We start from the raw sequence: 24,170 nt of genomic DNA on the forward strand, positions 1-24,170 counted from the left end.
ACGGAACCCGCGAGGGTCTTCTTCGAAGCGGCGATACGGCGGATGACGGCGTTGGACACGGAAAAGACCTTCCGACGGGAACAGGAGCAGTCGCGGGCACACCAGAGGCATGCGTGAGCCACTCACGCGAAGGAGAGGGGTTCGTGGGCGGCGGGTGAAGCACCCGTGCCGCCCGGCGACTCACCCAGTTCTACCCACGCCCCCGACCCCTGGCAACGACCCCACCTACTAGACGCCCTCGCAGGACGCGCCCGGCAGCCTCTCCGCCGGGAGGTCGACGACGGGCCTTGCGGCACGTTCAAGGACCACTACCGCGGCTCGTATGTGACGTGGGTCCTGTGGGGCGCCTCACCGCCGGAGGCCCCGAACGTCACGGTATGCGACCGGCCGCGGACTCCCCGGGGTCGGGGGGCGCTCGATGCATCCGTACCGGCGCGCGCGCCGAACGGCCGCGCGCGGAGTTGCCGGGTCCGGAGGCCGGTGATTGCTTGGACGGGAAGGGCTCCCGGACCGCGGGGGCCGCCTCGCACCAGGAGGACCCATGAAGTTCGCGCAGATCATCGACTTCGAGACCGAGCGCGCCGACGAGATTCGCGAACTCATCCACCAGTACGAGCAGACGGCACGGGCCGAAGGCCGCAAGCTCGGCCCCACGCACCGCACCCTGCTGCGGGACCGGGCCAATCCGAACCGCTATCTCGCCGTGGTCGAGTTCGACTCCTACGAGGACGCCATGGCCAACAGCGACGCGCCGGAGACGGCCGAGCTCGCCAAGCAGCTCGCGGCCCTCTCCACGCGGCCGCCCGCCTTCACGGACTGCGACGTGGAGGAGTCCGGGGACCTGTAGGGGACGGCCGACAGCGGCCCGCGGGCCCGCCTGCCCGCGGGCGGGCCGCCCTCAGGCCACGAGTGCGTAGGTACCGCTGGCCGTGAGCCAGAGCCCGGCCAGCAGCGAGAGGGCGACGATCAGCTGGTCCTGGTGTTGCTCCAGCCAGGTCCGCAGGCCGTTCAGCCGGGCGTCGGCGGTCTCCGGGGCCCGGACGGCGTACAGCTCCATGACCATGAGGCTGAGGGTGGCCAGCAGGCAGTAGGCGGTCAGGGCGAGCCAGTCGGAGAGGGAGGAGAGGTCGGCGTCGACGGCCGTGGCGGCGCCGGCGCCGACCAGCGCCCAGGGCTGGAGCAGCCACGCGAGTGCCGCGGTCGCGCCGAGCGAGGCGTTGTCGATACGGGCCGTCCAGCCCGGCGGCTTGCGCGGGCGGGGAGGCCGGCGGAAGCGGTGGACGCCGAAGAGCACCAGGCCGACGCCGAACGCCAGCTTCGCCGCGTCCGCGGCGGTCGACGGCGTGCTGTGGTGGGCGGGCGGCGTCCCGCCGGTCAGCAGCACGACGCAGGCGATCACCACGACCAGGTTGGCCAGCCAGGACAGCAGGAACGTGAGGCCCTTGCGCACGCCGCGGCGCGATCCGAGCAGCAGGATGAAACCGCTGTTGTGCAACGGGCCGAGCGTGATGGCCGTGCCGATCACGACCAGGTCGACGACCATCGGCACGGCCACTCCCGGGGTTGAAGGCCGGCCGGCTTCCCGGACGGGCGTTGTACGCGGGCGTGCACGGGCGTGCGGCATGCGCGGCGTGCCCGGCCGGCAGGGGTCCGGCGCACGCGTGGCGCCGCGTCCCGACTCTGCGGCCCCCGGCCGGGCGGGTCAAGCGGGCCACGCCGATACCCCCGAAAGCCTCTCCCCGCGGATCCCGCGGGCCGTGCCGTCGATCGCGGAGACCCGGGCCCACCTGCGGGGCCGGGCTGCCCGTGGGGCAGGATGGCAGCCCGGTCGAGTGCGCACACCCGCTCGAACGGGGCTCCGTACAGCACGATCTGACAGGTGAAGAAGTGACGACACGACACATACGCCGGCCGGCGGTCCCGCTCGCCGTCCGCCCGGACCCTCTCGCTCCGGAGGGAGTCCTGTGAGCCGGGACCTCCTCCTGCACGACTGGGTGGTGGCCGCCGTCGCGATGGCGGCGGGTGTCGCGGCCGCGTTGCTGCTGCGGGCACTCCTGCGGTGGCTGGGCGGCCACGCGAGCCGGACGGCCTGGAGCGGGGACGACATCATCGTCGACGCGCTGCGCACGCTCGCGCCCTGGGCCGCCGTCATCGGGGGCGCGGCCGTGGCGGCGTCGGCGCTGCCCCTCACCACGCGAGTCACGGGGCTCGTGAACGATTCGCTGATCGCCGTGCTCATCCTCATCGCCACGGTCTCGGCGGCCCGCGGCGTCGCGGGACTCGTGCAGTCGCTGGCGCAGTCCCGTACGGGTGTGGCCGGGTCGGCGACCATCTTCGTCAACATCGCCCGAGTCGTCGTACTGACCATGGGCGGGCTCGTCGCCCTCGAAACCATGGGCGTGTCCATCGCTCCGCTGCTCACGGCGCTCGGCGTGGGCGGTCTGGCGGTCGCCCTGGCGCTGCAGGACACCCTGGCCAACCTCTTCGCGGGCGTGCACATCCTCGCGTCGAAGACGGTGCAGCCCGGCGACTACATCCGGCTCAGCAGCGGCGAGGAGGGGTACGTCGTCGACATCAACTGGCGCAACACCGTGGTGCGCAACCTGTCGAACAACCTCGTGATCATCCCGAACGGCCGTCTCGCACGGACGAACATGACCAACTTCACCCAGCCGGAACAGAAGCTGTCGATCCTGGTCCAGGTGGGAGTCGGGTACGACAGCGACCTGGAGCACGTCGAGCGGGTCACGCTCGAGGTCGTCGACGGCGTGATGGCCGACGTGTCCGGCGGGGTCGCCGATCACGAGGCCCTCGTCCGCTTCCACACGTTCGGGGACTCCAGGATCAACTTCACGGTGATCCTGGGCGTGAGCGAGTTCAGCGACCAGTACCGGATCAAGCACGCGTTCATCAAGCGCCTGCACGAGCGGTACCGGGCCGAGGGCATCTCCATCCCCGCCCCCAGGCAGACGGTCTCGGTCGAGTCGTGGGGGGCGTCGGTCCCCCACCAGCGCGATGCCGTGTCCTCCGTGCTGACGGGGAACGGACGGGACTAGGGACCGCACGCCCCCTGCGGAATCCCCGGACCGCGCGGCGGGGGCATCACCGCATGGGGTGCCGGGTCCTCACGCACGCGGCGGCGCGGCGGCGGGCCCGCCCTTCGGCAGGGCCGTGGCCGCGAGGAGGAGGGCGGCGCCCAGGGCGCAGCTCGCCACCGTGAAGGCGCCGGGGGTGGCAGCGGCGCTGACGATGCCGGCCTCGTCCGCCGCGTCGCTGTTGATGCCGAGGACCACGGCTCCCGCGGCCGCCAGGCCGATCGCCCCGCCCAGCTGGCGGAGCGTCTGCCGGACGACGGACGCGTCGGGCCGCCGGTCGGCGGGGACCGCGCGCATCATCTCCGCGCTCAGGGCGGGAACCGGCAGACCCATCCCCAGTCCCACGAGGGCCATCCCGGGGACCAGCCAGCGGTACTCCCCCGACGGCAGCGCGGCCGTCCAGGCCACCGCACCCGTCGTGGCGGCGGTCAGGCCCAGCAGGACGGGCACCCGGATCGACCGGAAGCGGTCCAGCAGGTACCCGGACAGGAAGGTGCCCGTGGTCAGTGAGGCGACCAGGGGGATCAGGGCCGTGCCGGTGGCCGGGATCGACAGGTGCAGGGTCTGCCGCAGGAACAGCGTGCCGTGCACGATCACGATGAGCTGCGCGGCCTGCACCAGGAAGGTGAGGGACACTTCCACGGCGTACGGGCGGATGAGCAGCAGCCGCAGGTCCACGAGGGGCCGCGGGGACCGCAGGACGAGCCGCACGGTCAGGGCCAGCATCAGCGAGCCCGTCGCCAGGGCGGTGAAGGTCCCCGGATCGGTGACGCCCCGGACTCCGCACTGGTAGAGCCCCCAGACGAGCAGGCCCAGCGAGAGGATGACGGCGAGGGGCTGGCCCACGGTGAGCGCGCCGCCCCCGCCCTCCGTGCGGACGCGCGCCCGGCCGATCATCCAGAGGGTCAGCGCGCCGACGGGCACGTTGACGAGGAAGACGGACCGCCATCCGAAGCACACGATGAGGACCGCCCCCACCACGGGGCCCATGACGAAGAGGATCTGTGCCAGTCCCGCGTACGCGGCGAGTGCCCGGCCGCGTTCCCGCTCCTCGTACACGTCCGCGATCAGCGTCGTGGCCACCGGCAGCATCAGGGCGGCGCCGACGCCCTGCACGGCCCTGGCCGTGAGCAGGTACGGCTCGGCGGCGTCCCCGCCCGGCGTGAGGCCGCAGAGTCCGGAGGCGACCATGAACACGGCGGTCCCGCACCGGAAGGTGCGCAGGAGGCCGAAGCGGCGTGAGGCCATGGCTCCGACCGGTGTGAACGCGGCGGCCGCCAGGCTGTAGACGAGCACCACGGCGTGCAGGGCGAAGGTGGTGAAGCCCAGGCTCCGTGCCACCGGGTCGAGGGCGACGGCGACGACCGTCTGGTCCAACATGACCATGCCCCCCGCGCAGCCCATGGCGGCGACGACGAGGTGCGGGCGGGGAGAGGAGGGGCCTTCGGCGGAAGGACGGCGCGCGGACGACACTCGTCCCCAACGAGCGGGCGGCCCGCACGACATGGCCCGGCCGCGGGCAGGATGGGGGGCGTGAGCTTCGCCGTGCATGCCCGCCGCGTCCGTGACGAGCGCCTGAGTCCTGCCCGGCGCGGTGCCGCTCTGGGCAGTGCGATCGTCCTGTACGCCCCGTTCGGTTACCCGTACACCTACGCCTACCTGGGCCTGTTCGGGGACGTACGCCGCGACCCGCGGGCCATGGTGACGGCTCTGGAGCGGCTGGAGCGCAGCCGGGACGCGCGCACGGCCGAGTGGGCGGAGTTCGCCCGCCGCCGGACCGGCGAGAAGCGCGAGGCGCACCGGCGCACGCCGTCGGCGGCCGACCGGGCCTGGGCGGCGGCACCTCGTTGGGCCGGCCCCGACCTGCACCACGCCCACCGGGCGATGGTGTTGCGGTGGTCGTGCCTGCCGGTGCCGCCGGCCGCGGAGCTGCGCCGTGAGGGGCTGACCGGCCTGGAGCGAGCGGTGGTCGCACAGGTGGACGTCTACCTGTCGGCGGACCGGCCGAATCCGGAGGCGGGAGCGGTTCTGGGCGGCCTGCTGCCCGGTCTGCGCGAGGCGGCGGCGCGCACGCGGGGCACGCGGTCGGCGAGCCGGCTGGAAGCACGCGCCGACCAGCTGCGCATGATGGCCGAGCTCGTCCACTGGGACCGCCCCGCCTCCTGATCGTCCCGCCGGCCGTCCCGCTGCGTGCGTGAAGGGCCGGTGCGGCGCACCGGCCCTTCACGCGGCGGGCTCCCCCCGGCGGGGCGTCAGCCGGTGGCGGCCCGGAAGCCGCGCAGACGAAGGCTGTTGCCGACCACGAAGACCGAGGAGAAGGCCATGGCCGCTCCCGCGATCATCGGGTTGAGGAGGCCGGCGGCGGCGAGCGGGAGGGCGGCGACGTTGTAGGCGAAGGCCCAGAACAGGTTCGAGCGGATGGTGCCGAGGGTCTTGCGGGCGAGGCGGATGGCGTCGGCCGCGGCCCGCAGGTCTCCTCGTACGAGGGTCAGGTCGCCCGCCTCGATCGCGGCGTCGGTGCCGGTTCCCACGGCCAGGCCCAGGTCGGCCTGGGCGAGTGCCGCCGCGTCGTTGACTCCGTCGCCCACCATGGCCACGCTGCGGCCCTCGGCCTGGAGCTTCTTGACGACGTCGACCTTGTCCTGCGGCATGACCTCGGCGATGACCTGCTCGATGCCGACCTCGGCCGCGACGGCTTCGGCCACGGCGCGGTTGTCGCCGGTCAGGAGGATGGGGGTGAGGCCGAGCTCGCGCAGTCGCCGGATCGCCTCGGCGCTGGTCTCCTTGACCGCGTCGGCGACCTCCAGGACCGCGCGGGCCTCGCCGTCCCAGGCGACGGCGATCGCGGTACGGCCGGCCGCCTCGGCCCGGGCCTTGGCGCGCTCCAGGTGCACGGGCAGCTCGATGGCCCACTCGGCGAGGAGCTTGTCTCGTCCCACGAGGACGGCGTGGCCCTCCACGACGCCCTGGACGCCGAGGCCGGGGACGTTGGCGAAGTGTTCGGGGGTGGGAAGGGGGCCGGCCTCTGCGGCCGCGCCGGTGGCGACGGCCTGTGCGATGGGGTGCTCGGAGGCGTGCTCCAGGGCGCCCGCGAGGCGCAGGACTTCGGTCTCGTCGGTGTCGTCCGTGGTGTGCACGGCGAGGAGGGTCATCCTGCCGGTGGTGACGGTGCCGGTCTTGTCGAGGACGATGGTGTCGACCTTGCGGGTGGTTTCCAGGACCTCGGGGCCCTTGATGAGGATGCCGAGCTGGGCGCCGCGGCCGGTGCCGACCATGAGGGCGGTGGGGGTGGCGAGTCCCAGGGCGCAGGGGCAGGCGATGATCAGCACGGCGACGGCGGGGGTGAAGGCCGCCGTGAGTCCGGCGCCGGAGCCGAGCCAGAAGCCGAGGGTGGCCAGCGCGAGGCCGATGACGACGGGTACGAAGACCGCGGAGATCCTGTCCGCGAGCCGCTGGGCGGCGGCCTTGCCGTTCTGGGCGTCCTCGACGAGCTTCGCCATCCGGGCCAGTTGGGTGTCGGCGCCCACGCGGGTGGCCTCGACCACCAGACGGCCGCCGGCGTTCAGGGTGGCACCGGTGACGGGGTCGCCCGCGCCGACCTCGACGGGTACGGATTCGCCGGTGAGCATGGAGGCGTCCACGGCCGACGAGCCCTCGGTGACGATGCCGTCGGTGGCGATCTTCTCGCCGGGGCGGACCAGGAAGCGGTCCCCGACCTGGAGTTCGGCCGTGGGCACGGTGACCTCGCGGCCGCCGCGCAGCACCGTGACCTCCTTGGCGCCCAGTTCCATCAGCGCCTTGAGGGCGGCTCCGGCCTTGCGCTTGGACTTGGCCTCGAAGTAGCGGCCGGCCAGGATGAAGGCGGTGACTCCGGCCGCCGCCTCCAGGTAGATGTTGCCTGCTCCGTCGGTGCGGGCGATCGTGAACTCGAAGGCGTGGGTCATGCCGGGGGTGCCGGCGGTGCCGAGGAACAGCGCCCACAGCGACCACAGGAACGCGGCCGTCGTGCCCACCGAGATCAGGGTGTCCATGGTGGCCGCGCCGTGCCTGGCGTTGGTCCAGGCCGCGCGGTGGAAGGGCCAGGCCGCGTAGGTGACGACGGGCGCGGCCAGGGTCAGCGAGAGCCACTGCCAGTACTCGATCTGGAGCGCCGGGACCATCGCCATCGCGATGACGGGGAGGGCGAGGGACACGGCGGTGACGAGGCGCTGTCGCAGCGGGCGCAGTTCGTCCTGCTCCCCCGCCGGGCCGTCGGCGGCTCCGGCGTCGTCCGTACGGACCGGCGCGGGTTCCTGCGCGGTGTAGCCGGTGGCCTCGACGGTGGCGATCAGGTCCGCGACGGAGACGCCGTCCGCGTCGAAGGTGACCTTGGCCTTCTCCGTCGCGTAGTTGACGGTCGCCTCGACGCCGTCCATGCGGTTGAGCTTCTTCTCGATGCGGGCGGCGCACGAGGCGCAGGTCATGCCGCCGATGGCGAGTTCGACCTCGGCGGCGCCGACGGTGCTGGTGGTCATGGATGCTGCTCCTCGTTCGTGCGCGGGAGGGGGTGGGGGCCGGGGCCCGGGCCCCGGCCCGGGCGGGCCGTTCGCACGGCAGTCTGGGCGGGCCCCGGCGCGGGGGCGGTCGGGCCGGCCGTCAGGCGGCGCGGCCGGTGAGCTCGTAGCCGGCGCCGTCGATCGCCGCCGCGACGGCCTCGTCGTCGGGCTCGCCGACGGTGGTCACCGTGACGAGACCGCCGTCCACGTCCACGTCGACGGAGACGACGCCGTCGAGCGCGGTGACCGGCTTGGCGATGGCCGCCCGGCAGTGTCCGCAGGTCATGCCCGACACGCGGTAGGCGGTGCTGACGGCGGTGTCCGCGACGGCCGCGGCGGTCGCGGTGCCGGTCGCCGCGGTCCCGGCGTTCGTGCCGCAGGTGCCTTCGGGAGTACAGCAGGACATGGATCTCTCCGTTCGCTCGGATACCCAAGGGGGGTATTGATATCGACGACCACAGGTATACCCCCAGGAGGTATGGAGCGCAAGAGATCCACTCCCCTTGACTTCATACCCCAGGGGGGTATCGTGACGGACGCCCGGCAGCCGCCGCGGCATCCCACAACGCCCTTACGGGAGAGCAGACATGAACACCGGACTGAAGATCACCGCCTTCGCCGCCGCGCTCACGGCGGCCTTCGGAACCGCGTACGGAGTCGGTAAGGGGGTCGGCCCGGTGGGCACTCCGGAGAAGGCGGCGCACTCGGGTCACTCCGCGCAGGCGGGCGCACCGGGCGCGCCGGGCGCAGACGGGGACGGGCACGGCGAGCACCGTGAAGCCACGGGGCCCGCCGCCCCGGCATCCGCGCCCGGGGGCCTGCAGGTTTCGGACGCCGGATACACGCTGTCCCTGGACACGCGGCAGGTCGGACCGGGCCCCGCGGAGCTCAGGTTCTCCATCCAGGACCGGGACGGCCGCAAGGTCACGGCGTTCCGGACCGAGCACGGCAAGGAGCTGCACTTCATCGTCGCCTCGCGCGACCTCACGGTCTACCGGCACCTCCACCCGGTCCGGGCGGCGGACGGGACGTGGTCGACACCGGTGGACCTGCCCGCGGCGGGCGGCTACAAGGCCTTCGCCGACTTCACCCCGGCCGCCGACGGCGCGAAGGGCATCACCCTCGGCGCGGACCTCTCCGTGCCCGGCACGTACGCCCCCGCCCCGATGCCACCGGCCGCAGCGACGGCGGAGGCCGACGGGTACGGCGTCACGCTGGGCGGCACCCTCGACCCGGGCAGGGCGGGCGAGCTCAGGCTCACCGTCAGCAAGGACGGAAAGCCCGTCACGGACCTGGAGCCCTACCTCGGCGCGTACGGCCACCTGGTCGCCCTGCGCGACGGCGACCTCGCCTACCTCCACGTCCACCCCAACCCGGGCGGCCGCGGCCCCGAGGTCTCCTTCACCGCCACGGCCCCGAGCGCCGGCACGTACCGGCTGTTCCTGGACTTCCAGCACGGGGGCAAGGTCCGCACGGCGTCCTTCACCGTCCGCACGGGCGCATCCGCAGACGAGCCCGCAGGGCACTCCCACTGACCGGGCGCCTGCTCCGTACGGGAGGGGGAGGCCGAGTCGGGGCCGCTACCCGCCGGCGCGGGCCCCGTCGGCGGTAGGGTGCGCCCCGTGTCCGAGCATGAGCGCGATCTCATCGGTTACGGCGCCGAGCCGCCGCACGCCGCCTGGCCCGGCGGTGCGCGGGTCGCCGTCAGTCTCGTACTCAACTACGAGGAGGGCGGGGAGCAGAGCGTCCTCGAAGGGGATGCCGCCTCCGAGGGGTACCTGCACGAGGTCGTCGGCGCGCCGCCCGTGGTGGGCGGGCGCGATCTGAACGTGGAGTCGATGTTCGCCTACGGCTCGCGCGCCGGGTTCTGGCGCGTCCACCGCACCCTGGCGGCGCACGGGGCGCCGCTCACCGTCCACGCCGTGGGCCGGGCCCTGGAGCGGAACCCCGACGCGGCGCGGGCGATGGGCCGTGCGGGGTGGGAGGTGGCGGGCCACGGCTGGCGGTGGATCGACTACCGGCACGTGCCCGAGGACGTGGAGCGCACCGACATCGCGCGCTCGGTCCGGACGATCGAGCGGCTCGTCGGGCGCCGGCCCGTCGGCTGGTACACCGGACGTACGAGCGGCAGCACGCGGCGGCTCGTCGCGGAGGAGGGCGGCTTCCTCTACGACTCCGACGACTACTCCGACGACCTGCCGTACTACGTGGAGGCCGCCGGGCGGCCGCACCTCGTGCTCCCGTACAGCCTCGACACCAACGACTTCAAGTTCCTGATCGTGCACGGCTTCACCACCGCCGACGACATGCTCGCCTACCTCGTGGACGCGTTCGACGCGCTCCACGCCGAGGGCGCCGACCGTCCGCGCATGATGAGCGTCGGCATGCACTGCCGGATCATCGGCCGGCCCGGCCGCATCCGGGCCCTCGACGGTTTCCTGGAGCACGTCGCCCGGCGCGGCGGGGCGTGGGTCGCGACGCGGGAACAGATCGCGCGTCACTGGCTGGCCATGCACCCGCCGCCCCGCTGAACGCGGGCGCCGAGCACCGGTCCACGTAGTCGGCCGGCAGCGGCCCGAGGGCGTGCGGCACCGTCAGGTCGCGAGCGAGAGCCACAGGGGTGATCTGTGGTCATCCGATCGGGCAGTTCGCGATCGATGCCCATATGTCCACCCCTTGTGCGGGCCAAGCTGGTTCCTCGACACCGAGCCCGTTCGGCCTGGTCCGACGACCGTTGGGGAAGACATGAAGACATCGAAGTACGCTGCCGTCCCACTGGCCGTAGGGCTCGCCCTGACCGCGGTCACAGCCTCCGTACCGGCCACGGCCCAGCCCCGTCCGGCTACGGCGGGTCCGGCCGCGGCGGGTCCGGCTTCGGCGGCCACCCGGGTGACGCTGACCAACACGGACGACGGCCACAACGTCGTCCTGCAGCTCGGTGACGACGTCGAGGTCAGGCTCTCCAGCTACCGCGCCGACGGACTCACCTACACCTGGAGCGTTCCGGTCTCCAGCGTCCCCCTGGTGCTCCGGCGGACCGCAGGGAGCACGACACCGAACGGTGGTGCTCAGGCCGTCTTCCACGCCGAAGAACCCGGCGTCAGCACGATCACCGCCGTGCGCCACTGCCGCCCCGACCCCGGTCGCACCTGCCCGCTCGTCCTCGTGCCGTGGACCGTCACGACAGAGGTGCAGTAACGGGACGGGCCCACGCGTTCTTCCGCAGCCGCTCACCCGCTCGAAACGTCACGGTCGGCACGCAGGGCCCGGATGAGCCAGGGGTGGACCGGGCTCAGGCCCGGTACCACCTGCCAGCCGTTGAGGATCCACACCAGCCGCCAGTACCGGTCCACGCGCGGATCGTGGGCCTCCTCGAACCGCCGGGCCAGCCAGTCCCGGAAGGCGGCGTCGGGGGTGCGCTCGAAATGCTCGGCGAAACGGTGCACGAGCTCGTCGACGACCGGGCGGGCCCGGTGGTCGAACGGGTCGATGTCCGACTCCACGGCCTCGGCCACCTTCCGGCGGACGAGGTCCGTCAGCTCCTCGCCGGCCTCGCCCTCGATGCCGAGCCGGCCTCCGGCGGCCTGGTAGGCGGCCGTGCGGCGCATCCGCGCCCGGAAATCCCCGTCGCCGAGCAGTTCGACGAGCTCCACCCAGGCGGCGATCTGCTCGGTGGACGGGTCGTCGGGGAGGTCGGGAGTGGCAGCGCGAACCATCGCCGCTGCGGCGGGCGCGCCTTCCTCCGTGCCGGGGCTGCCGAACGTGTCGGCCAGGAAGTCGTCGATCAGACGTCGGCGTTCCTCGCCGGACAACTGCGTGAGCCGGTGCATGAGCTTGATCTCCTCGGGACTGGAGCCGCTTCCGGCCACGGCTCGCAGAACGCTCCGACGCAGTTGCAGCACCCGGATCCGGGCGTCCACGGCATCGGCGTGCGCCGCGGCCACTTCCGCCACCGAGAGCTCGCGGTCCAGTACCCGCTGGATCGTGGCCAGGTCCATGCCCAGCTCACGCAGGGTACGCAGGAGTTCCAGGCGGAGCAGTGCGTCGAGGCCGTAGAGCCGGTAGCCGGCGGGGCTTCGGGTGGTCGGCGCCACCAGCCCCGCGTCGGAGTAGAACCGGATGGTCCTGACGGGCAGGCCGGTCCGGCGGGAGAGCTCCCCGATCGAGCAGAGGGTCGTGGCGTCCATGGCTCCCACTCTGCTGTCTCCAGTCACTGGAGACTCAACCCCGTCGATGCCCCGGCGCCGGGCAGGGCCGCCGGCAGCCTGTGCGGGGACGGGCCGGGCGGCCCCTCCGGCACGGCGGGTCATGGGGTCGGCCCGGGGCCGGGGCCCTGCCAGGCCTCCAGGAGGCTGATGCCGGGCAGGGCGACCGGCTCGCCGCGTACGAAGGCCTCGTCGAGCTCGCCTTCGCGCAATGCCTCGCCCGGGGCCGTCAGGACGGTGCGGCGCGCGCCGCGGTCGGACAGCACCGGTCCGAGCTGCCGCTCCAGGCGGCGCACCTGGGTGCTGACCGCGGACTGGAGGATGCCCAGACGGCCGGCGGCCCGGCCGAAACCGCCCTCTTCGGCCACCGCGACGAAGTACCTCAGCTGTCTCGGTTCCACGCTCGTGCTCCCCCGGTACGACGGCGTCTCCCCCGCCGGCCACCTCGGTCCGAGATGGCCGTGATCCTCAACCGGCGCCGGCCGACGGGTTGTTCCCGGCCGAGCACATGGCACTGCCCGGGGGAGCCGGGATCCGGCTGCTCGCCGACGCCGCCGACACCGGTGGCGCGGTGGGCGCCGATCTGCTGAAGCCGGCCGCCGGGGCCGATGGTGCGGGCCCGCTCCACCACGCCCGGTCGACGGAGGTGTTCCACGTCGTGGCGGGCACCGCCCGGTTCCGCCTGTCCGGCGGGGACGACGCGGACCGCACACGCGACAGGGGCGGCCCCGACGGCCCCGGCGGTGACCGGGTGGGGACCGTGGGTGCGGGCGGCCTCGTGGTGGTCCCGCCGGGTACCGTCCACGCCTTCGGCGCCGCGCCGGGTCAGGAGGCGGGGGTGCTCGTGCTACTCGCCCCGGGAGTCGACGCTTCGGGTACTTCCGGGCCCTGGGGCGGGTCCGGCGGGGCGAGGGGCCCTTCGAGGTGCTCCTCCCCGAACAGCGGTGCTGCGACGTACACTTCGCCGGTTCGGTCCCGCCGTGGCGGGGAGGTGGACGAGGACCGCGCGGCACCCCTGCCGGGGGCTGCCGGGCGGCAGACCGCGTCCGGGGCGCACTTGCCCAGGAGACGTTCCGGCCCGGCGGACACCCCGGCGTCGGCGACGGGCGGAGAGGAATCCCATCGACATGGACGTGCCCGATACGACCGCGGTCGTCCACGCCTGTCTGCGCGGAGGCGCCGGCGGCAGCCCCACGGCGGTGGTGGCCGACGACGAACGGCTGGGCGACGAGGACCGCCGGCGCGTGCCCCTGGAAAGCGGGACCTCGCACGCCGTCTTCCTCCGTGTGCCGGGCCCGGGCACGGCCGAGCCGCCCGGAGTCCGCGTCCGCTTCTTCACCTCCGAGGGCGAGCTGCCCGCCTGCGGACACGGTACGGTCGCCGCGCTGGCCTTCCTCGCCTCCCGGGCGGGGGACGGGGCCGGGGCCGGGGCCGAGTACCGGGTCACCCTCCGGACCTCCACACGCGTGTTCGACGGCTGGGCGGTGCGGCGGAACGGGGCGCACTTCTCCGCGGGCTTCGACCCCGGCCCCGTCGCTCTTCGGTCCCCGACCGCCGCCGAGCTGGGCCTGGCGCTTCCCGCGCTCGGTGCCGCCGCGGAGGCCGCCGCCTCGCAGGTACGGGTGGCCGGGGTGGGGCGGGAGCGGCTGCTCGTGCCCGTCGCGAGCCGCGCCGCGCTCGCCGCCCTGGACCCGGACCTCGACGGGTTGCGGGACGCCTGCGACCGGCTGGGGCTGCTGGGTGCGTACGTCCACTCGCCGCCCTCGCCGACGGGTGAGCTGGCGGCCCGGATGTTCGCGCCGTCGATCGGGGTCCCGGAGGACATCGCCAACGCGAACAGCACCGCCTGCCTGGCCGCCCGTCTGGCGGGGCGGGGCATCACGCGCATCGCCGTCGACATGGGCGACGCGGTCGGCAGTCCCGCCACCGTCACCGCCACGGCGCGTCCCGGGCCGTCGGGCGTGCGGGTCCGCGTGGGAGGCACCGCCACGGTCGCCGGACTCCGAGTGGCCGGCCGCCGGCAGGCCTGACAGGCTGTCGGCAGTGACCGACAGGAGGCATCCGTGCTGCTCGAAGGCGTGATGCTGCTGTGGTTCCTTCAAGTGGCCGTGGCGGTGGCGTTCGTCGCCGTCGACATCCGCAGGACGCCGGAAGCGGCGGTGATGAAGTGGGGCTTCGTCATCATCACCGCTTTCAGCAGCCTCTTCGGCGCCCTGATGTACGCGGTGAGCTGCCGTGAGCCGCTGCCCGGCACGCACGAGCAGTACGTGGCGGCCAAGTGGCGGCAGGTCGTCGGCTCCACCATGCACTGCGTGGCCGGTGACGGCGTCGGCATCCTCGTGGCAGCGGTGATCACCTACAACCTGGGGCTCCAGCCGTGGGCGGAGCTGCTGTGCGAGTACGCGCTGGGCTTCCTGTTCGGCTGGACGGTCTTCCAGGCCCTCTTCATGAAGAGCATGTTCGGCGGCTACCGCGCGTCACTGAAGAAGACGTTCATGGCGGAGCTGCTGTCCATGAACGCGGTCATGGGCGGCATGACGGCGGTCATGAACCCCTGGATGACCAACACCGTGCCCCACCCCGCTCCTACAGGTCCCACCTTCTGGTTCATCATGTCCATCGCCCTGTGCGCCGGTTTCCTGGTGGCGCTGCCCATGAACTGGTGGCTGGTTGACCAGGGGCTCAAGCACGGCATGGTGACCGTCCGTGATGCGGAGCCGGTGCCGCTGGCCGCGAGCACGGCCCTCGCCGGCGCAGCCCTCTCCGGCGGGGCCCTCTCCGGCGGGGCCCTCTCCGGCGGGCCGGACTCCGGGGATGCCGGAGGGCACGACCACCACACGATGCAGGCGGGGGTCGGCCGCCGCCGGCTCGCCGTCATGGCGGTGGTCAGCTTCCTCGTCTTCGGCGCCGGAGTCCTGGTCGCCGGCGTTTTCGGGCATCTGACCATGTGATCCCGCCGCATCCTTTCTCCGGGAGAGGCCGCAACCGCCCGTCCGGGGCCGGACGGGCGAGCCGCTGAGGCCCCCTCAGACCTGGCGCGCCCCGCCGTCCACGAAGAGTTCGATCCCGGTGACGTAACTGCTTTCGTCCGAGGCGAGGAACAGCGCGGCCGCGGCGACCTCCTCGGGGCGGCCGGGGCGGCCGAGGGGGACGCGGGCCGTCGCCTCCTCGATGACCTCGGCGGGGGCCTGAACCAGGGACGGGGTGGCGATCGGGCCGGGGCTGAGCGTGTTGACACGGATCCCGCGGCCGGCCAGTTCCAGGGCCATGCTGCGGGCCATCGAGCGGACGGCGGCCTTCGTCGCGGCGTAGACGCCGAAGCTCCTGGAGCCGCCGGAGCCGGACGCCGAGCCGAGCAGGATGATCGACCCGCCGTCCTCGAAGAGGGGCAGTGCCCGCTGCACGGTGAAGAAGGCCGCCTTGAAGTTGAGGTCCGTGGTCCGGTCGAACTGGTCCCGGGTGAGATCGGCGAGTCCGGCGGGCCGGCCGCCCCCGGCGTTGACCACGAGGATGTCGAGAGGGCTGCCGGTCTCCTCCACCGCCGTGCGGAGGCGGAGCAGGTCGGCCTCGCGGGTCACGTCCCCCGGGACGGCGGTCGCCGAGCCGCCCAGCGCGGCGGCGGCCCGGGCGAGTTCGGCCTTCCGCCGGCCGGTGAGGAAGACCCGGGCGCCCTCCTGGACGAAGCGGGTGGCGATCGCCAGGCCGATGCCGGACGAACCTCCCGTGACGACCGCGACCTTGCCGTCGAGCTGTCCCATACGTCGCCCCATACGTCGTCCTCCGAGCCGTGGCCCCCGACGGAACGGCCGGGGATGCGCGCCCGAGGGTCGGGCGGCGGCCCGGGGAAGTCAAGGCCCGGTCCCGGCCCGCAACGGCCGCGGCCCCGCGAGCCGGTGGGCTCGCGAGGCGGCGGGGGTGTGCGGGGCCGGGTGCCGTCCGGGGATCAGGGACAGGTGGCCAGGAGGACCGAGACGACCGTGCAGGAGGCCGTCGCGCTGTCGTTGAGCGTGTCGGGGTCGGTCGGGGCGGACGCCGTCCGTGTGGCGGTGACCGAGACGCGGCCCAGCGAGAGCAGGCTGAGCGGTACGCGGAACGTCCTGGCCGGGGCGGAGCCGGCGGCGATCGTGCCGTAGACGCAGGTCACGGTGGCCCCCAGGGCGGTGCACCCCGGAGAAAGGGATCCGGCGGACGAGCCGGGCGGCAGGGTCGCCGTGAGCGTGGCCGAAGTGACCGTACCCGGGCCGGCGTTCCGGGCCGTGAGCGTGTAGGTGAGGTACGGGACGAGGAGGCTCGCGCCGGGCTGCGCGGTCAGGTCCACGTCGATGTCGGCGGGCGGGACCTGGTACGTGTACCGGCCCGCGGCGGCCACGGCGCTGGTGCCGCCGGGCGTGGTGACCTGTACGTCGACGGGGCCCGCGGCGTGCGCGGGGGCCGTGGCCGTGCACGCGGTGGCGGTGCAGGACAGGGCGCCGGCCGGGTTGCCGGGGCCGAAGGTGAGCGAGGTGGCGCCGCTGAGGCCGGTGCCGCCCACCGTGACAGCGGTACCGCCGTCCGTCGTGCCCGTGGACGGGCTGAGCGAGGTCACCACGGGTACGGGGACGTAGGTGAAGCGGTCGGCGGCGGACGGTGCGCTGGTGCCGCCGGAGGTGGTGGCCTGTACGTCCACCGTGCCGGTGCCGGCCGGTGCGGTGGCGGTGCACGAGACGGGGGTGCAGGTGACTCCGGTGGCGGGGTTGCCCGCGCCGAAGGTGATGCCGGCGCCCGCCAGGTTCGTGCCGGTGACCGTCACCGCGGTGCCGCCCGCGGCGGGTCCGGTGGCGGGGCTGACGCCGGTGACCGTGGGAGCGTCCCGGTGGAACGCGAACACGATGCGGCCGTCTCCGGCGTTGGCGCCGTTGGTCAGCGTGACCGGTGAGCCGGGGACCGTGCCGGAGACCAGGCTGGATCCGCCGCCTCCGCCACCGCCCCCGCCGCCGGTGGTGCCGTACCGGCCGCCGGCGCCTCCCCGGCCTCCGCCGCCGTACCCGGCGCCGCCGCGCCCGCCGGCGCCGGTCGGGCTGAAGACCCCTTGCGCGGCTGAGCCGCCTGGGCCGTTGGGGTAGGAGCCCGGGGAGCCGTTCGCGCCCTCGTTGTCCGTGCCGAAACCCCCGGTCCCCGCCGTCCCGCCGGCGGTGTCGGTGCCCGGGCCTCCGCCCGTGCCGCCCTGGGCGTCGGGGACCTGGCCGTTGCCGTCGGCCCCCGCGCTGCCGCTGTCGCCGCCGGGCGCTCCCGGGTAAGCCGGGGAGCCGATGCCCGGTCCGCCCGCCCCGCCGCCCGAACCGGCTGTCAGCAGGGGGGCGTTGGCGGCCGTCGTGACCGCGACGAGGGCGCCGCCGGACCCGGGGGCGCCGAACTGCGTGTTCGCGGCCGCGTTGGCCCCACGCTTTCCGACGGTGACGTCGAACGTCTGCCCGGGCGTCGCGGGGACGGTCGCCACGAGGTGGGCGCCCTTGCCGCCCGGTGTGCCGTCGTAGGCGCTGCCGCCGCCCGCGCCGTCGAGGGTGACCACGGCACTGGAGACGTCGTCGGGCACGGTGAGGCTTCCGGAGCCGCCCGCCGTGCAGGTGATCGTGGTGACGCCGTCCGCCACGACCGGTGCGGCGCACACCCCTTCGGCCGCCGCCGGTTCCGCCAGGACCGTCAGGCCGCCCGCGGCCAGCGCGGACGACGCGGCCACGGCCAGCAGGCGGCTCCGCCACCAGGGTCTCGGCCCGCGTGACACGGCGATCGATGACATCGAAGTCTCCCCCTCGGAGCCGGTATCGAGGACCGCTCGCGGAGCGGCGGCCCGGTGATGACGGCGGAAGCATCGCAGCGGCGGGCGCGCGGCGGGCGCGAAATGCCGGATCGTCACTTCTGCCCCGCCGGAAAATCCGACAGGGGAACCGGATCGGCTCACGCGTACGAATATTCCGTGCCGGGGGTGGAGATTCCGGGTCGGCCGGATTCCGGGAAGCGCTCGACGACGGCCGTCACGCCCTTGCCGGTGTCCGGGTCGGCGCCGCTGGTCCGGAGACCGGGAGTCAGCCGGCCGGGGGTACGGCGTACGGGCGCAGGACCATCAGGGAGTCCTCCACGGCCGCGACCATGGCGAAGGGGAACCTGTCGAGCTCGAGGCAGAGCGCGACGTCGTCGGGGTGGGCCCCTTCGCGCAGCCCCCGCGCCAGCTCGGCGGCGGCACGCGACCGCGCCGCGCGGCGGAGGTACCCGGCCGCGTCCGTCCCGGCCCCGGTGGCCCTCCCCGCGATGTACTGGGCGCACGCCAGGTCCTCTTCGGCCCGCCCGTCCTCGCCGGTGACCACGAACGTGACGCTCTCGCAGGCGCGGGTACGCAGGAACCGGGCCGTGGCCTCCGCCACCACGAAGCCGGCGCACAGCACCAGCGGGGCGTCCTTGACCGCGAGGGCGCCGACCGTCCCGGCCGTGGTCTTCTGCACCACGGTCCGGCCGCCGAGGTCGACGGAGCGCAGCAGGCCGGGCGAGTTGACCAGCTCGAACCCGGGCGCGGGCGGACCGTCCTTGAGCGCCACCCATTCCGGGTGGCGTGCCGTGAGCTCGCGGGCCTCGTCCAGCGAGCCGGCGAGCACGATCTTCTCGGCTCCCCGGGCGAAGAGCCAGGCGGCCACCGTGAAAGCGCGCATGACGTCGACCACGACCGCCGCGGACGACGGGGCTTCGGCGAGCTGCGGGATGCCGAGGAATCGAGTGTCCATTCGATCATGATTGCGTACGTCCGGCCGGTGTATCGCGGGTGTATGGAAAATCGCATACGCCACCGCAACGGCCCTCCGGTTCCCATGGGTGCATGGACCACAGCGCATCTCCGTCAGCCCCGCCCCGCCGCACGCGCCGGATCGTGTTCCTCGCCGTGGCGATCCTCGGCTTGGCGGGTCTCCTGGTCGTCATGCGGCGGCCGCTCATGATGTCCGCTCCCATGTGCATGGCCGGGCGGTGGCACGGCTGCTTCGACACGTTCAACGGTGTGGTGCTGATGACGCTGGTCGCACTGCCGCCGGCCGTGCTGGTGGCCTGGCTCCTGGCGCGGCGGCGGCGCGCCGCCGGTGTCGCGGGGGCGTGGCGGATGTCGCTCGCCGAGGTGGGAATGGTCCACGGGACGGTGCCGTTCGTCTGGCTGACCATGATGCCCGGCGCCGGTGCCGGCGTCGTCCCCGGCCGGGTGAGCATGGTGCCGCTGCGGGACCTGGCCACGATGGGGCCGCTCGGGATCGTCGGGAACCTGCTGGTCTTCGCGTCGCTGGGGTTCTTCGCCCCGATGCGGTTCGCGGCGCTCGCGTCGCTGCCGCGGATCCTGGCGCTCGGGGCGGGCTGCTCGGTCCTGGTCGAGGCCGCGCAGTACGTCCTGCGGCTGGACCGGGTGTCCTCCGTGGACGACGTACTGGTCAACGCCGTCGGGGCGGTGCTGGCCGGGTGGGCCTCGCGCGCCTGGTGGCGCACCACGGCGTCCGCGCCGTCGGACGGTGCTCGTCCCGCGCAGGATCCGGCACTGGAGCCGGCGGGCTGAGCGGCGTCGGATACGCCGCCGATACGCGGTGCTGCTTAGGCTTCGGACATGCGCGTACTGATCGTGGAGGACGAGCCGTACCTGGCGGAGGCCGTCCGTGACGGTCTGCGGCTGGAGGCGATCGCCGCCGACATCGCCGGCGACGGCGACTCCGCCCTGGAGATGCTGAGGGTCAACTCCTACGACCTCGCCGTGCTCGACCGCGACATCCCCGGCCCCTCCGGCGACGAGGTCGCCCGGCGCATCGTCGCCTCGGGCAGCGGCATGCCGATCCTCATGCTCACCGCCGCCGACCGGATCGACGACAAGGCGTCCGGGTTCGAGCTCGGTGCGGACGACTACCTCACCAAGCCGTTCGAACTGCGGGAGCTCGTCCTGCGGCTGCGGGCGCTCGACCGCAGGCGCGCCCACGCCCGGCCGCCGGTCCGTGAGCTCGCGGGCCTGCGGCTCGACCCCTTCCGCCGGGAGGTCTTCCGCGACGGACGCCATGTCGCGCTGACCCGCAAGCAGTTCGCGGTACTCGAAGTACTGGTCGCCGCGGAGGGCGGCGTCGTCAGCTCCGAGGAGCTGCTGGAACGGGCCTGGGACTCGAACGCCGACCCCTTCACCAACGCCGTCCGCATCACCGTCTCCGCCCTGCGCAAACGGCTCGGCGAGCCATGGGTCATCGTCACGGTGCCGGGCGTCGGCTACCGCATCGGCACGGGACCCGACGGCGCCGCCACCCCCGCCCGTGATTCGGATGCGTAGACGCCCGGGGCTCAGTGCCCGGCTGAAGCTCACCCTCAGCTACGCCGGATTCCTCGCCGTCGCCGGGGCCCTGCTGCTGGCCGTGGTGTGGGCGTTCCTGCTGCGCTACGTACCCGACAACTCCCAGGGGCTGCTGGGGATCTCGCCCAACCGCTACCTCCTGGTGCACATGTTCGCGCCCGCCGCGGCCGTGGCGATGGCCTTCCTGCTCGTGTTCGGCCTCGTCGGGGGCTGGATCCTCGCAGGGCGGATGCTCGCGCCGCTCACCCGGATCACGGCCGCGGCGCGGACGGCCGGGGAGGGGTCGCTGTCCCACCGGATCCGCATGGAAGGGCGGCAGGACGAGTTCCGTGAGCTCGCCGACGCGTTCGACACCATGCTCGGCCGGCTGGAGTCGCACGTCGCCGAGCAGCGGAGGTTCGCCGCGAACGCCTCCCACGAACTGCGCACCCCGCTGGCCATCACGCAGACGCTGCTCGACGTGGCCCGCAAGGACCCCACGCGTGACCGGGACGAGGTCCTCGAACGCCTGCAGAGCGTCAACGCGCGCGCGATCGGCCTCACCGAGGCCCTCCTGGTCCTCAGCCGCAGCGACCGCGGCGCCTTCGCCCGTGAGCCCGTCGACCTCTCCCTCGTCGCCGAGGAAGCGGCGGAATCCCTGCTCCCGCTCGCCGAACGGCGCGGCGTCGCGCTCGACGTCACCGGCGGACCGGCATGGACCAGGGGCTCCGCCGAGCTCCTGCTGCGGATGGTGACGAACCTCGTCCAGAACGCGATCGTCCACAACCTCCCCGCCGGCGGCGCCGTGACGGTCCGCACCGAGGCCCGGCAGGGCACGTGCGTGCTGCGGGTCGAGAACACCGGGCACGCGGTGCCACCGGAACTGGTGCCGACGCTCACCGAGCCGTTCCAGCGCGGAACGGAACGCGTGCGCACCGACGAGCACGCCGGCGTCGGCCTCGGCCTCGCCCTCGTGCAGAGCATCGTCCGGGCCCATGACGGAACCCTGGAACTCCTCCCCCGGCCCGCCGGCGGTCTCCTCGTCACGGTCCGTTTTCCGGGCGGGGGCACGCCGGGGCCGGGAGAGCGTACGGTGCTCATGTGATCAAAGGCGAGAACACGGCGGGGACCGCACTGCTCCTCGCGGCCGCGCCGACGGGCAGGAGCCGGCTCATCAACGCCACCGGCGTCCTGCCCACCCTCGCGGCCGTCCCACCCAGCACCCTCACCGGAACCCCGGCCGGCACGATCGTCGAGCTCGCCGACCCGATGGACCAGCAGACGGTGCTCACCCGCGTGCGCGCGGCCGCCGCGGCCCCGGGGCCGCTCAGTCTCCTCATCACCGGGCAGCTCCAGCTCGACGCGCGGCAGCACCGGCTGCACCTGGCCCTGGCCCGGTCCACTCCCGCGACCCTGCGGTACTCGGGGCTGCCGTGGGACTGGCTGGTCGGCGAACTGAAGCCGCGGCGCCCCGACTCGACGAGGGTCCTGGTCGACCTGGTCGCCGCCCCCGAGGCCTGGCAGGAGATCGCCGCGTACGGTCTCACGCTCGGACCCGGGATACGGCTCCACGGCCGGGTGACACCGCCGCCGGCCCGCAACCGGCCCCCCGCGGAACCGTCGTACCTCCAGGCCGTCGCCACCATCTGGCGCAGCGGACTGAACCCGCCGCCGGACGAGCTCCACGCCAGGGCCGCCGCCCAGGCCGGCCACGACGGGGCGCTCCTCCTCGCCGTGGACTCCGCGCCGGCGCACACGCCACCGGCTACGGCTGCGGCTCCGGCTCCCGCTGCGGCTGCGGCTCCGGCTCCGGCTCCGGCGACGGCGGCCGGGGATCCGCTGCCCGCGATCCTCGCCATCGCGCACGCCGGGCGCCACGGCGAGGCAGCGGCGCTCGCGGCGCAGTGGGAGCGCTGGGCCGTGCGGACCAGCGGCGCGGGGTCCGTCGAGGCCGTCCACTGGCTGGAGGTCCGGGCCGATCTGGCCCACGTCGCCGACGACGCGGGAGGCAGCTGCGAGCTGTGGATGGCGGCCGCCGATGCCCGCCTGGCCCGCCACGAGTCCCCGGACAGCCCGGGGGTGCAGGCGGCCGTGGACCGGGCGCACCACCAGTGGCAGCAGCTCCAGGACCCGCGACGCGCCCGGGAACTCGGGCCGCGCCTGGTCTCCTTGCGGGGCCGCGTCCCGGGACGGCGGCCCGGAGCCACGGAGGCCGTCCGGCGTCGGCTGGAGTTCCTGCGCGCGGGGGCGCTCACCGCGGGTCAGTGACGACGGCCGGGGCGCGGCCGACATCGCCGGCCGACTCGCCGGCCGGGGTCTCGGCCCACGGGTGACGCGCCGCCCGACGCGGCGTTGTTCCCCATATGGACAGGGACGAAGACCTTCTCGACGTGCTCCTCGACCGGCCCACCGACGGGCGGCTGAAGCTGATCAGCGAGGACGAGGCGCGGGCCGTCATGGTGCTGCTCGGCATCCTCGGGGACGAGACCCGCTCCGAGGAGGTCCGCGAGGCCGCCGAGGAGCTGCGCTGCCGTCTCGGCGCGCGGCTGGCCGCACCGGCGGCCTCGTACCGGACGACGTCGTAGCGGACCCCACCGGGCCGCCGCAGGGCCGGTGCGGCCCGGTGGGAGGCGCCTTTGTCATCATCGTCCGATGAACGATGATCAGCGCATACACCCCTCGAAGGTGGCCGGTGACCGTGCGTCGCTCACCTCCTTCCTCGACTACCAGCGGGCGACCCTCGCCATGAAGTGCGCCGGGCTGACCGGCGAACAGCTGAAGCGGAGGGCGGTCCCGACCTCGGGGCTCACGCTCCTCGGCCTGGTGCGGCACGCGGCATCGGTCGAGCGGAGCTGGTTCCGTCTCGTCGTGAACGCCGAGGACGTCAAGGTGCCCTGGCCCGGCGAGGCCGACGGCACCTTCGCCGAGTTCGACGTCGAGGACGCCGATGTCGCCGAGGCGTTCGAGGTGTGGCGCGAGGAGTGCGCCCGAGCCCGCGCCGTGGTCGCCTCCGTCGGTTCGCTCGACGACACCGTCGGGTTCCGCGGCGAGGAGATCTCGCTCCGCTACGTCCTCACCCACATGATCGAGGAGTACGCACGGCACAACGGGCACGCCGATCTGCTGCGCGAGGCGATCGACGGGGCCGTCGGCGAGTAACGGGCCGGACGCCCCCGGAGCGGGAGTTGTCGGTCCCTCGTGGAAGACTGCGGCGCATGTCTCTCTCCGGCCTCACCTTCGACCAGTGGCAGTCGTTCGACGCGGCCACCGCCCGCCGTGTCGCGCAGCAGGCCGCCGACGCGGCGGGCGGCCGCCTCGTCGCCGTCGAGGCGGTCGAGCATCTCGGTGCGCGGATGCACCGTGCCCGGATCGAGCGGGACGCCCGGGAATTCGCGCTCGTGCCGGGCGGCTCCGTCGTGCTGGGGTTCGACCCCGACTCCTGGCGGCCGACGCCCGAGCAGGCCGCCGACTACCAGGAGAGCCAGGAGGAGGGCTACGGGTACGGCCTCGATCTGCGGGAGTACCTCGCGCACGTGCTGAGCCCGCGCCGGCGCGTCACCCTGGGGACGGTGCTCATGGCGGTGGAGGACGAGAACCTGTCCGAGCCCCCCGCGGACATGCCGGCCGTGCTCGCGGCGCGCGGGCTGCGGATGCCGAGTTCCGATGAATGGGAGCACGCCTGCGGGGCCGGTGCGAGCACCCTTTTCCGATGGGGCGGTGACTGCCCGCTCGACCGGATCCCCTACGGCGATCCCGCCGGACCGCACCACGGCCTGAACGCCCTGGGTCTGCACATCGCCTACGACACCTACCGCTCGGAGCTGACGAGCGACGTCACCGCGGTGCACGGCGGCGACGGCGGCGAATCGGTGTGCGGCGGCTACGGCAACCTGCTGGGGTGGCTGCCGCTGGCGACGGCCAACCGCAACCCGTTCGCCGCCGAGTTCGTGTACGGGCCGGAGGGCGAAGGTCTGTACGACTCCTTCTCCACCCGGCCTGTCATCCCCCTCTGATCACGTCGTCG

At 74.0% G+C, this 24,170-nt stretch carries 24 protein-coding genes; 15 read left to right on the top strand and 9 right to left on the bottom strand.

All coding sequences use genetic code 11. The annotated features are described in order from the left end of the window. Positions 1 to 541: 541 nt before the first annotated feature. Positions 542 to 847: a hypothetical protein gene (locus ACZ6Y1_RS35145; RefSeq protein WP_469639757.1), complete on the top strand. Its 306-nt coding sequence runs from the start codon at positions 542 to 544 to the stop codon at positions 845 to 847. Between the two features lie 51 nt (positions 848 to 898). Here ACZ6Y1_RS35145 and ACZ6Y1_RS35150 read toward each other — a convergent pair whose 3' ends face one another. Continuing rightward, positions 899 to 1,543, bottom strand: coding sequence for a GAP family protein (locus tag ACZ6Y1_RS35150; protein WP_469639875.1), 645 nt, complete (start codon positions 1,541 to 1,543; stop codon positions 899 to 901). A gap of 421 nt (positions 1,544 to 1,964) precedes the next feature. Here ACZ6Y1_RS35150 and ACZ6Y1_RS35155 point away from each other — a divergent pair, with 421 nt between their 5' ends. Continuing rightward, entirely contained in the window at positions 1,965 to 3,056 is a 1,092-nt protein-coding gene (locus ACZ6Y1_RS35155; protein ID WP_469639759.1) for a mechanosensitive ion channel family protein, read from the top strand. 69 nt (positions 3,057 to 3,125) lie between these two features. Here ACZ6Y1_RS35155 and ACZ6Y1_RS35160 read toward each other — a convergent pair whose 3' ends face one another. Next, positions 3,126 to 4,646, bottom strand: coding sequence for an MFS transporter (locus ACZ6Y1_RS35160; protein WP_469639761.1), 1,521 nt, complete (start codon positions 4,644 to 4,646; stop codon positions 3,126 to 3,128). On the opposite strand from ACZ6Y1_RS35160, the gene ACZ6Y1_RS35165 reads away from it, so the two are divergent. Then, a complete protein-coding gene (locus ACZ6Y1_RS35165; RefSeq protein WP_469639763.1) occupies positions 4,629 to 5,261 on the top strand; it encodes a hypothetical protein in 633 nt (210 codons plus the stop codon). The two genes, ACZ6Y1_RS35160 and ACZ6Y1_RS35165, sit on opposite strands and share 18 nt — an antisense overlap. An 86-nt stretch (positions 5,262 to 5,347) precedes the next feature. On the opposite strand, the gene ACZ6Y1_RS35170 is transcribed toward ACZ6Y1_RS35165, so the two are convergent. Next, positions 5,348 to 7,609, bottom strand: coding sequence for a heavy metal translocating P-type ATPase (locus ACZ6Y1_RS35170; protein WP_469639765.1), 2,262 nt, complete (start codon positions 7,607 to 7,609; stop codon positions 5,348 to 5,350). A 121-nt stretch (positions 7,610 to 7,730) separates the two neighbouring features. After that, a complete protein-coding gene (locus ACZ6Y1_RS35175) occupies positions 7,731 to 8,036 on the bottom strand; it encodes a heavy-metal-associated domain-containing protein (protein ID WP_469639768.1) in 306 nt (101 codons plus the stop codon). A 181-nt stretch (positions 8,037 to 8,217) separates the two neighbouring features. Between ACZ6Y1_RS35175 and ACZ6Y1_RS35180 the strand changes: the two genes are divergently transcribed. From ACZ6Y1_RS35180 to ACZ6Y1_RS35190, 3 genes are all read left to right on the top strand, one after another. Next, complete coding sequence (locus ACZ6Y1_RS35180; RefSeq protein WP_469639770.1) at positions 8,218 to 9,165, top strand: hypothetical protein; 948 nt, start codon at positions 8,218 to 8,220, stop codon at positions 9,163 to 9,165. Between the two features lie 87 nt (positions 9,166 to 9,252). Next, positions 9,253 to 10,161 carry an allantoinase PuuE gene (gene puuE, locus ACZ6Y1_RS35185; protein WP_469639772.1) on the top strand — a complete coding sequence of 303 codons (909 nt, stop codon included), beginning with the start codon at positions 9,253 to 9,255 and terminating at the stop codon, positions 10,159 to 10,161. A 214-nt stretch (positions 10,162 to 10,375) separates the two neighbouring features. Continuing rightward, complete coding sequence (locus ACZ6Y1_RS35190) at positions 10,376 to 10,828, top strand: hypothetical protein (RefSeq protein ID WP_469639774.1); 453 nt, start codon at positions 10,376 to 10,378, stop codon at positions 10,826 to 10,828. Between the two features lie 32 nt (positions 10,829 to 10,860). Here ACZ6Y1_RS35190 and ACZ6Y1_RS35195 read toward each other — a convergent pair whose 3' ends face one another. After that, positions 10,861 to 11,817 carry a MerR family transcriptional regulator gene (locus ACZ6Y1_RS35195; protein ID WP_469639776.1) on the bottom strand — a complete coding sequence of 319 codons (957 nt, stop codon included), beginning with the start codon at positions 11,815 to 11,817 and terminating at the stop codon, positions 10,861 to 10,863. A 119-nt stretch (positions 11,818 to 11,936) separates the two neighbouring features. Then, positions 11,937 to 12,236: a LysR family transcriptional regulator gene (locus ACZ6Y1_RS35200; protein WP_469639778.1), complete on the bottom strand. Its 300-nt coding sequence runs from the start codon at positions 12,234 to 12,236 to the stop codon at positions 11,937 to 11,939. A 726-nt stretch (positions 12,237 to 12,962) separates the two neighbouring features. Here ACZ6Y1_RS35200 and ACZ6Y1_RS35205 point away from each other — a divergent pair. Both ACZ6Y1_RS35205 and ACZ6Y1_RS35210 read left to right on the top strand, forming a co-directional pair. After that, positions 12,963 to 13,865, top strand: coding sequence for a PhzF family phenazine biosynthesis protein (locus ACZ6Y1_RS35205; RefSeq protein ID WP_469639780.1), 903 nt, complete (start codon positions 12,963 to 12,965; stop codon positions 13,863 to 13,865). Positions 13,866 to 13,898: 33 nt separating this feature from the next. Then, on the top strand, positions 13,899 to 14,786 hold the full coding sequence (locus ACZ6Y1_RS35210; protein ID WP_469639782.1) for a DUF4396 domain-containing protein: 888 nt from the start codon (positions 13,899 to 13,901) through the stop codon (positions 14,784 to 14,786). A 75-nt stretch (positions 14,787 to 14,861) separates the two neighbouring features. On the opposite strand, the gene ACZ6Y1_RS35215 is transcribed toward ACZ6Y1_RS35210, so the two are convergent. The 3 genes from ACZ6Y1_RS35215 to ACZ6Y1_RS35225 form a co-directional block, all read right to left on the bottom strand. After that, complete coding sequence (locus ACZ6Y1_RS35215) at positions 14,862 to 15,593, bottom strand: SDR family NAD(P)-dependent oxidoreductase (RefSeq protein WP_469639784.1); 732 nt, start codon at positions 15,591 to 15,593, stop codon at positions 14,862 to 14,864. 185 nt (positions 15,594 to 15,778) lie between these two features. Continuing rightward, the gene (locus ACZ6Y1_RS35220) at positions 15,779 to 17,611 is read right to left on the bottom strand and encodes an IPT/TIG domain-containing protein (protein ID WP_469639786.1); all 1,833 of its coding nucleotides are present in this window, start codon (positions 17,609 to 17,611) and stop codon (positions 15,779 to 15,781) included. A gap of 286 nt (positions 17,612 to 17,897) precedes the next feature. Beyond that, positions 17,898 to 18,587 (bottom strand): 2-phosphosulfolactate phosphatase, encoded by a 690-nt coding sequence (locus tag ACZ6Y1_RS35225; protein ID WP_469639788.1) that lies wholly within the window; start codon positions 18,585 to 18,587, stop codon positions 17,898 to 17,900. Between the two features lie 92 nt (positions 18,588 to 18,679). Between ACZ6Y1_RS35225 and ACZ6Y1_RS35230 the strand changes: the two genes are divergently transcribed. The 7 genes from ACZ6Y1_RS35230 to ACZ6Y1_RS35260 all read left to right on the top strand — a co-directional run bounded on the left by ACZ6Y1_RS35230 (position 18,680) and on the right by ACZ6Y1_RS35260 (position 24,159). Then, positions 18,680 to 19,396, top strand: coding sequence for a VanZ family protein (locus ACZ6Y1_RS35230; RefSeq protein WP_469639790.1), 717 nt, complete (start codon positions 18,680 to 18,682; stop codon positions 19,394 to 19,396). Between the two features lie 48 nt (positions 19,397 to 19,444). Next, the gene (locus ACZ6Y1_RS35235) at positions 19,445 to 20,146 is read left to right on the top strand and encodes a response regulator transcription factor (RefSeq protein WP_469639793.1); all 702 of its coding nucleotides are present in this window, start codon (positions 19,445 to 19,447) and stop codon (positions 20,144 to 20,146) included. Continuing rightward, entirely contained in the window at positions 20,139 to 21,251 is a 1,113-nt protein-coding gene (locus tag ACZ6Y1_RS35240; RefSeq protein WP_469639795.1) for a sensor histidine kinase, read from the top strand. Before ACZ6Y1_RS35235 ends, ACZ6Y1_RS35240 begins: the two co-directional genes overlap by 8 nt. After that, on the top strand, positions 21,248 to 22,414 hold the full coding sequence (locus ACZ6Y1_RS35245; protein WP_469639797.1) for a hypothetical protein: 1,167 nt from the start codon (positions 21,248 to 21,250) through the stop codon (positions 22,412 to 22,414). The genes ACZ6Y1_RS35240 and ACZ6Y1_RS35245 overlap by 4 nt, the downstream gene beginning before the upstream one ends. 95 nt (positions 22,415 to 22,509) lie before the next feature. Then, entirely contained in the window at positions 22,510 to 22,731 is a 222-nt protein-coding gene (locus tag ACZ6Y1_RS35250; protein ID WP_469639800.1) for a hypothetical protein, read from the top strand. A gap of 67 nt (positions 22,732 to 22,798) precedes the next feature. Then, entirely contained in the window at positions 22,799 to 23,305 is a 507-nt protein-coding gene (locus ACZ6Y1_RS35255) for a DinB family protein (protein ID WP_469639802.1), read from the top strand. A gap of 56 nt (positions 23,306 to 23,361) precedes the next feature. After that, a complete protein-coding gene (locus ACZ6Y1_RS35260) occupies positions 23,362 to 24,159 on the top strand; it encodes a hypothetical protein (RefSeq protein WP_469639804.1) in 798 nt (265 codons plus the stop codon). The last annotated feature ends 11 nt before the right edge of the window (positions 24,160 to 24,170 follow it).

It is taken from the genome of Streptomyces sp. NPDC053432 (assembly GCF_055585365.1).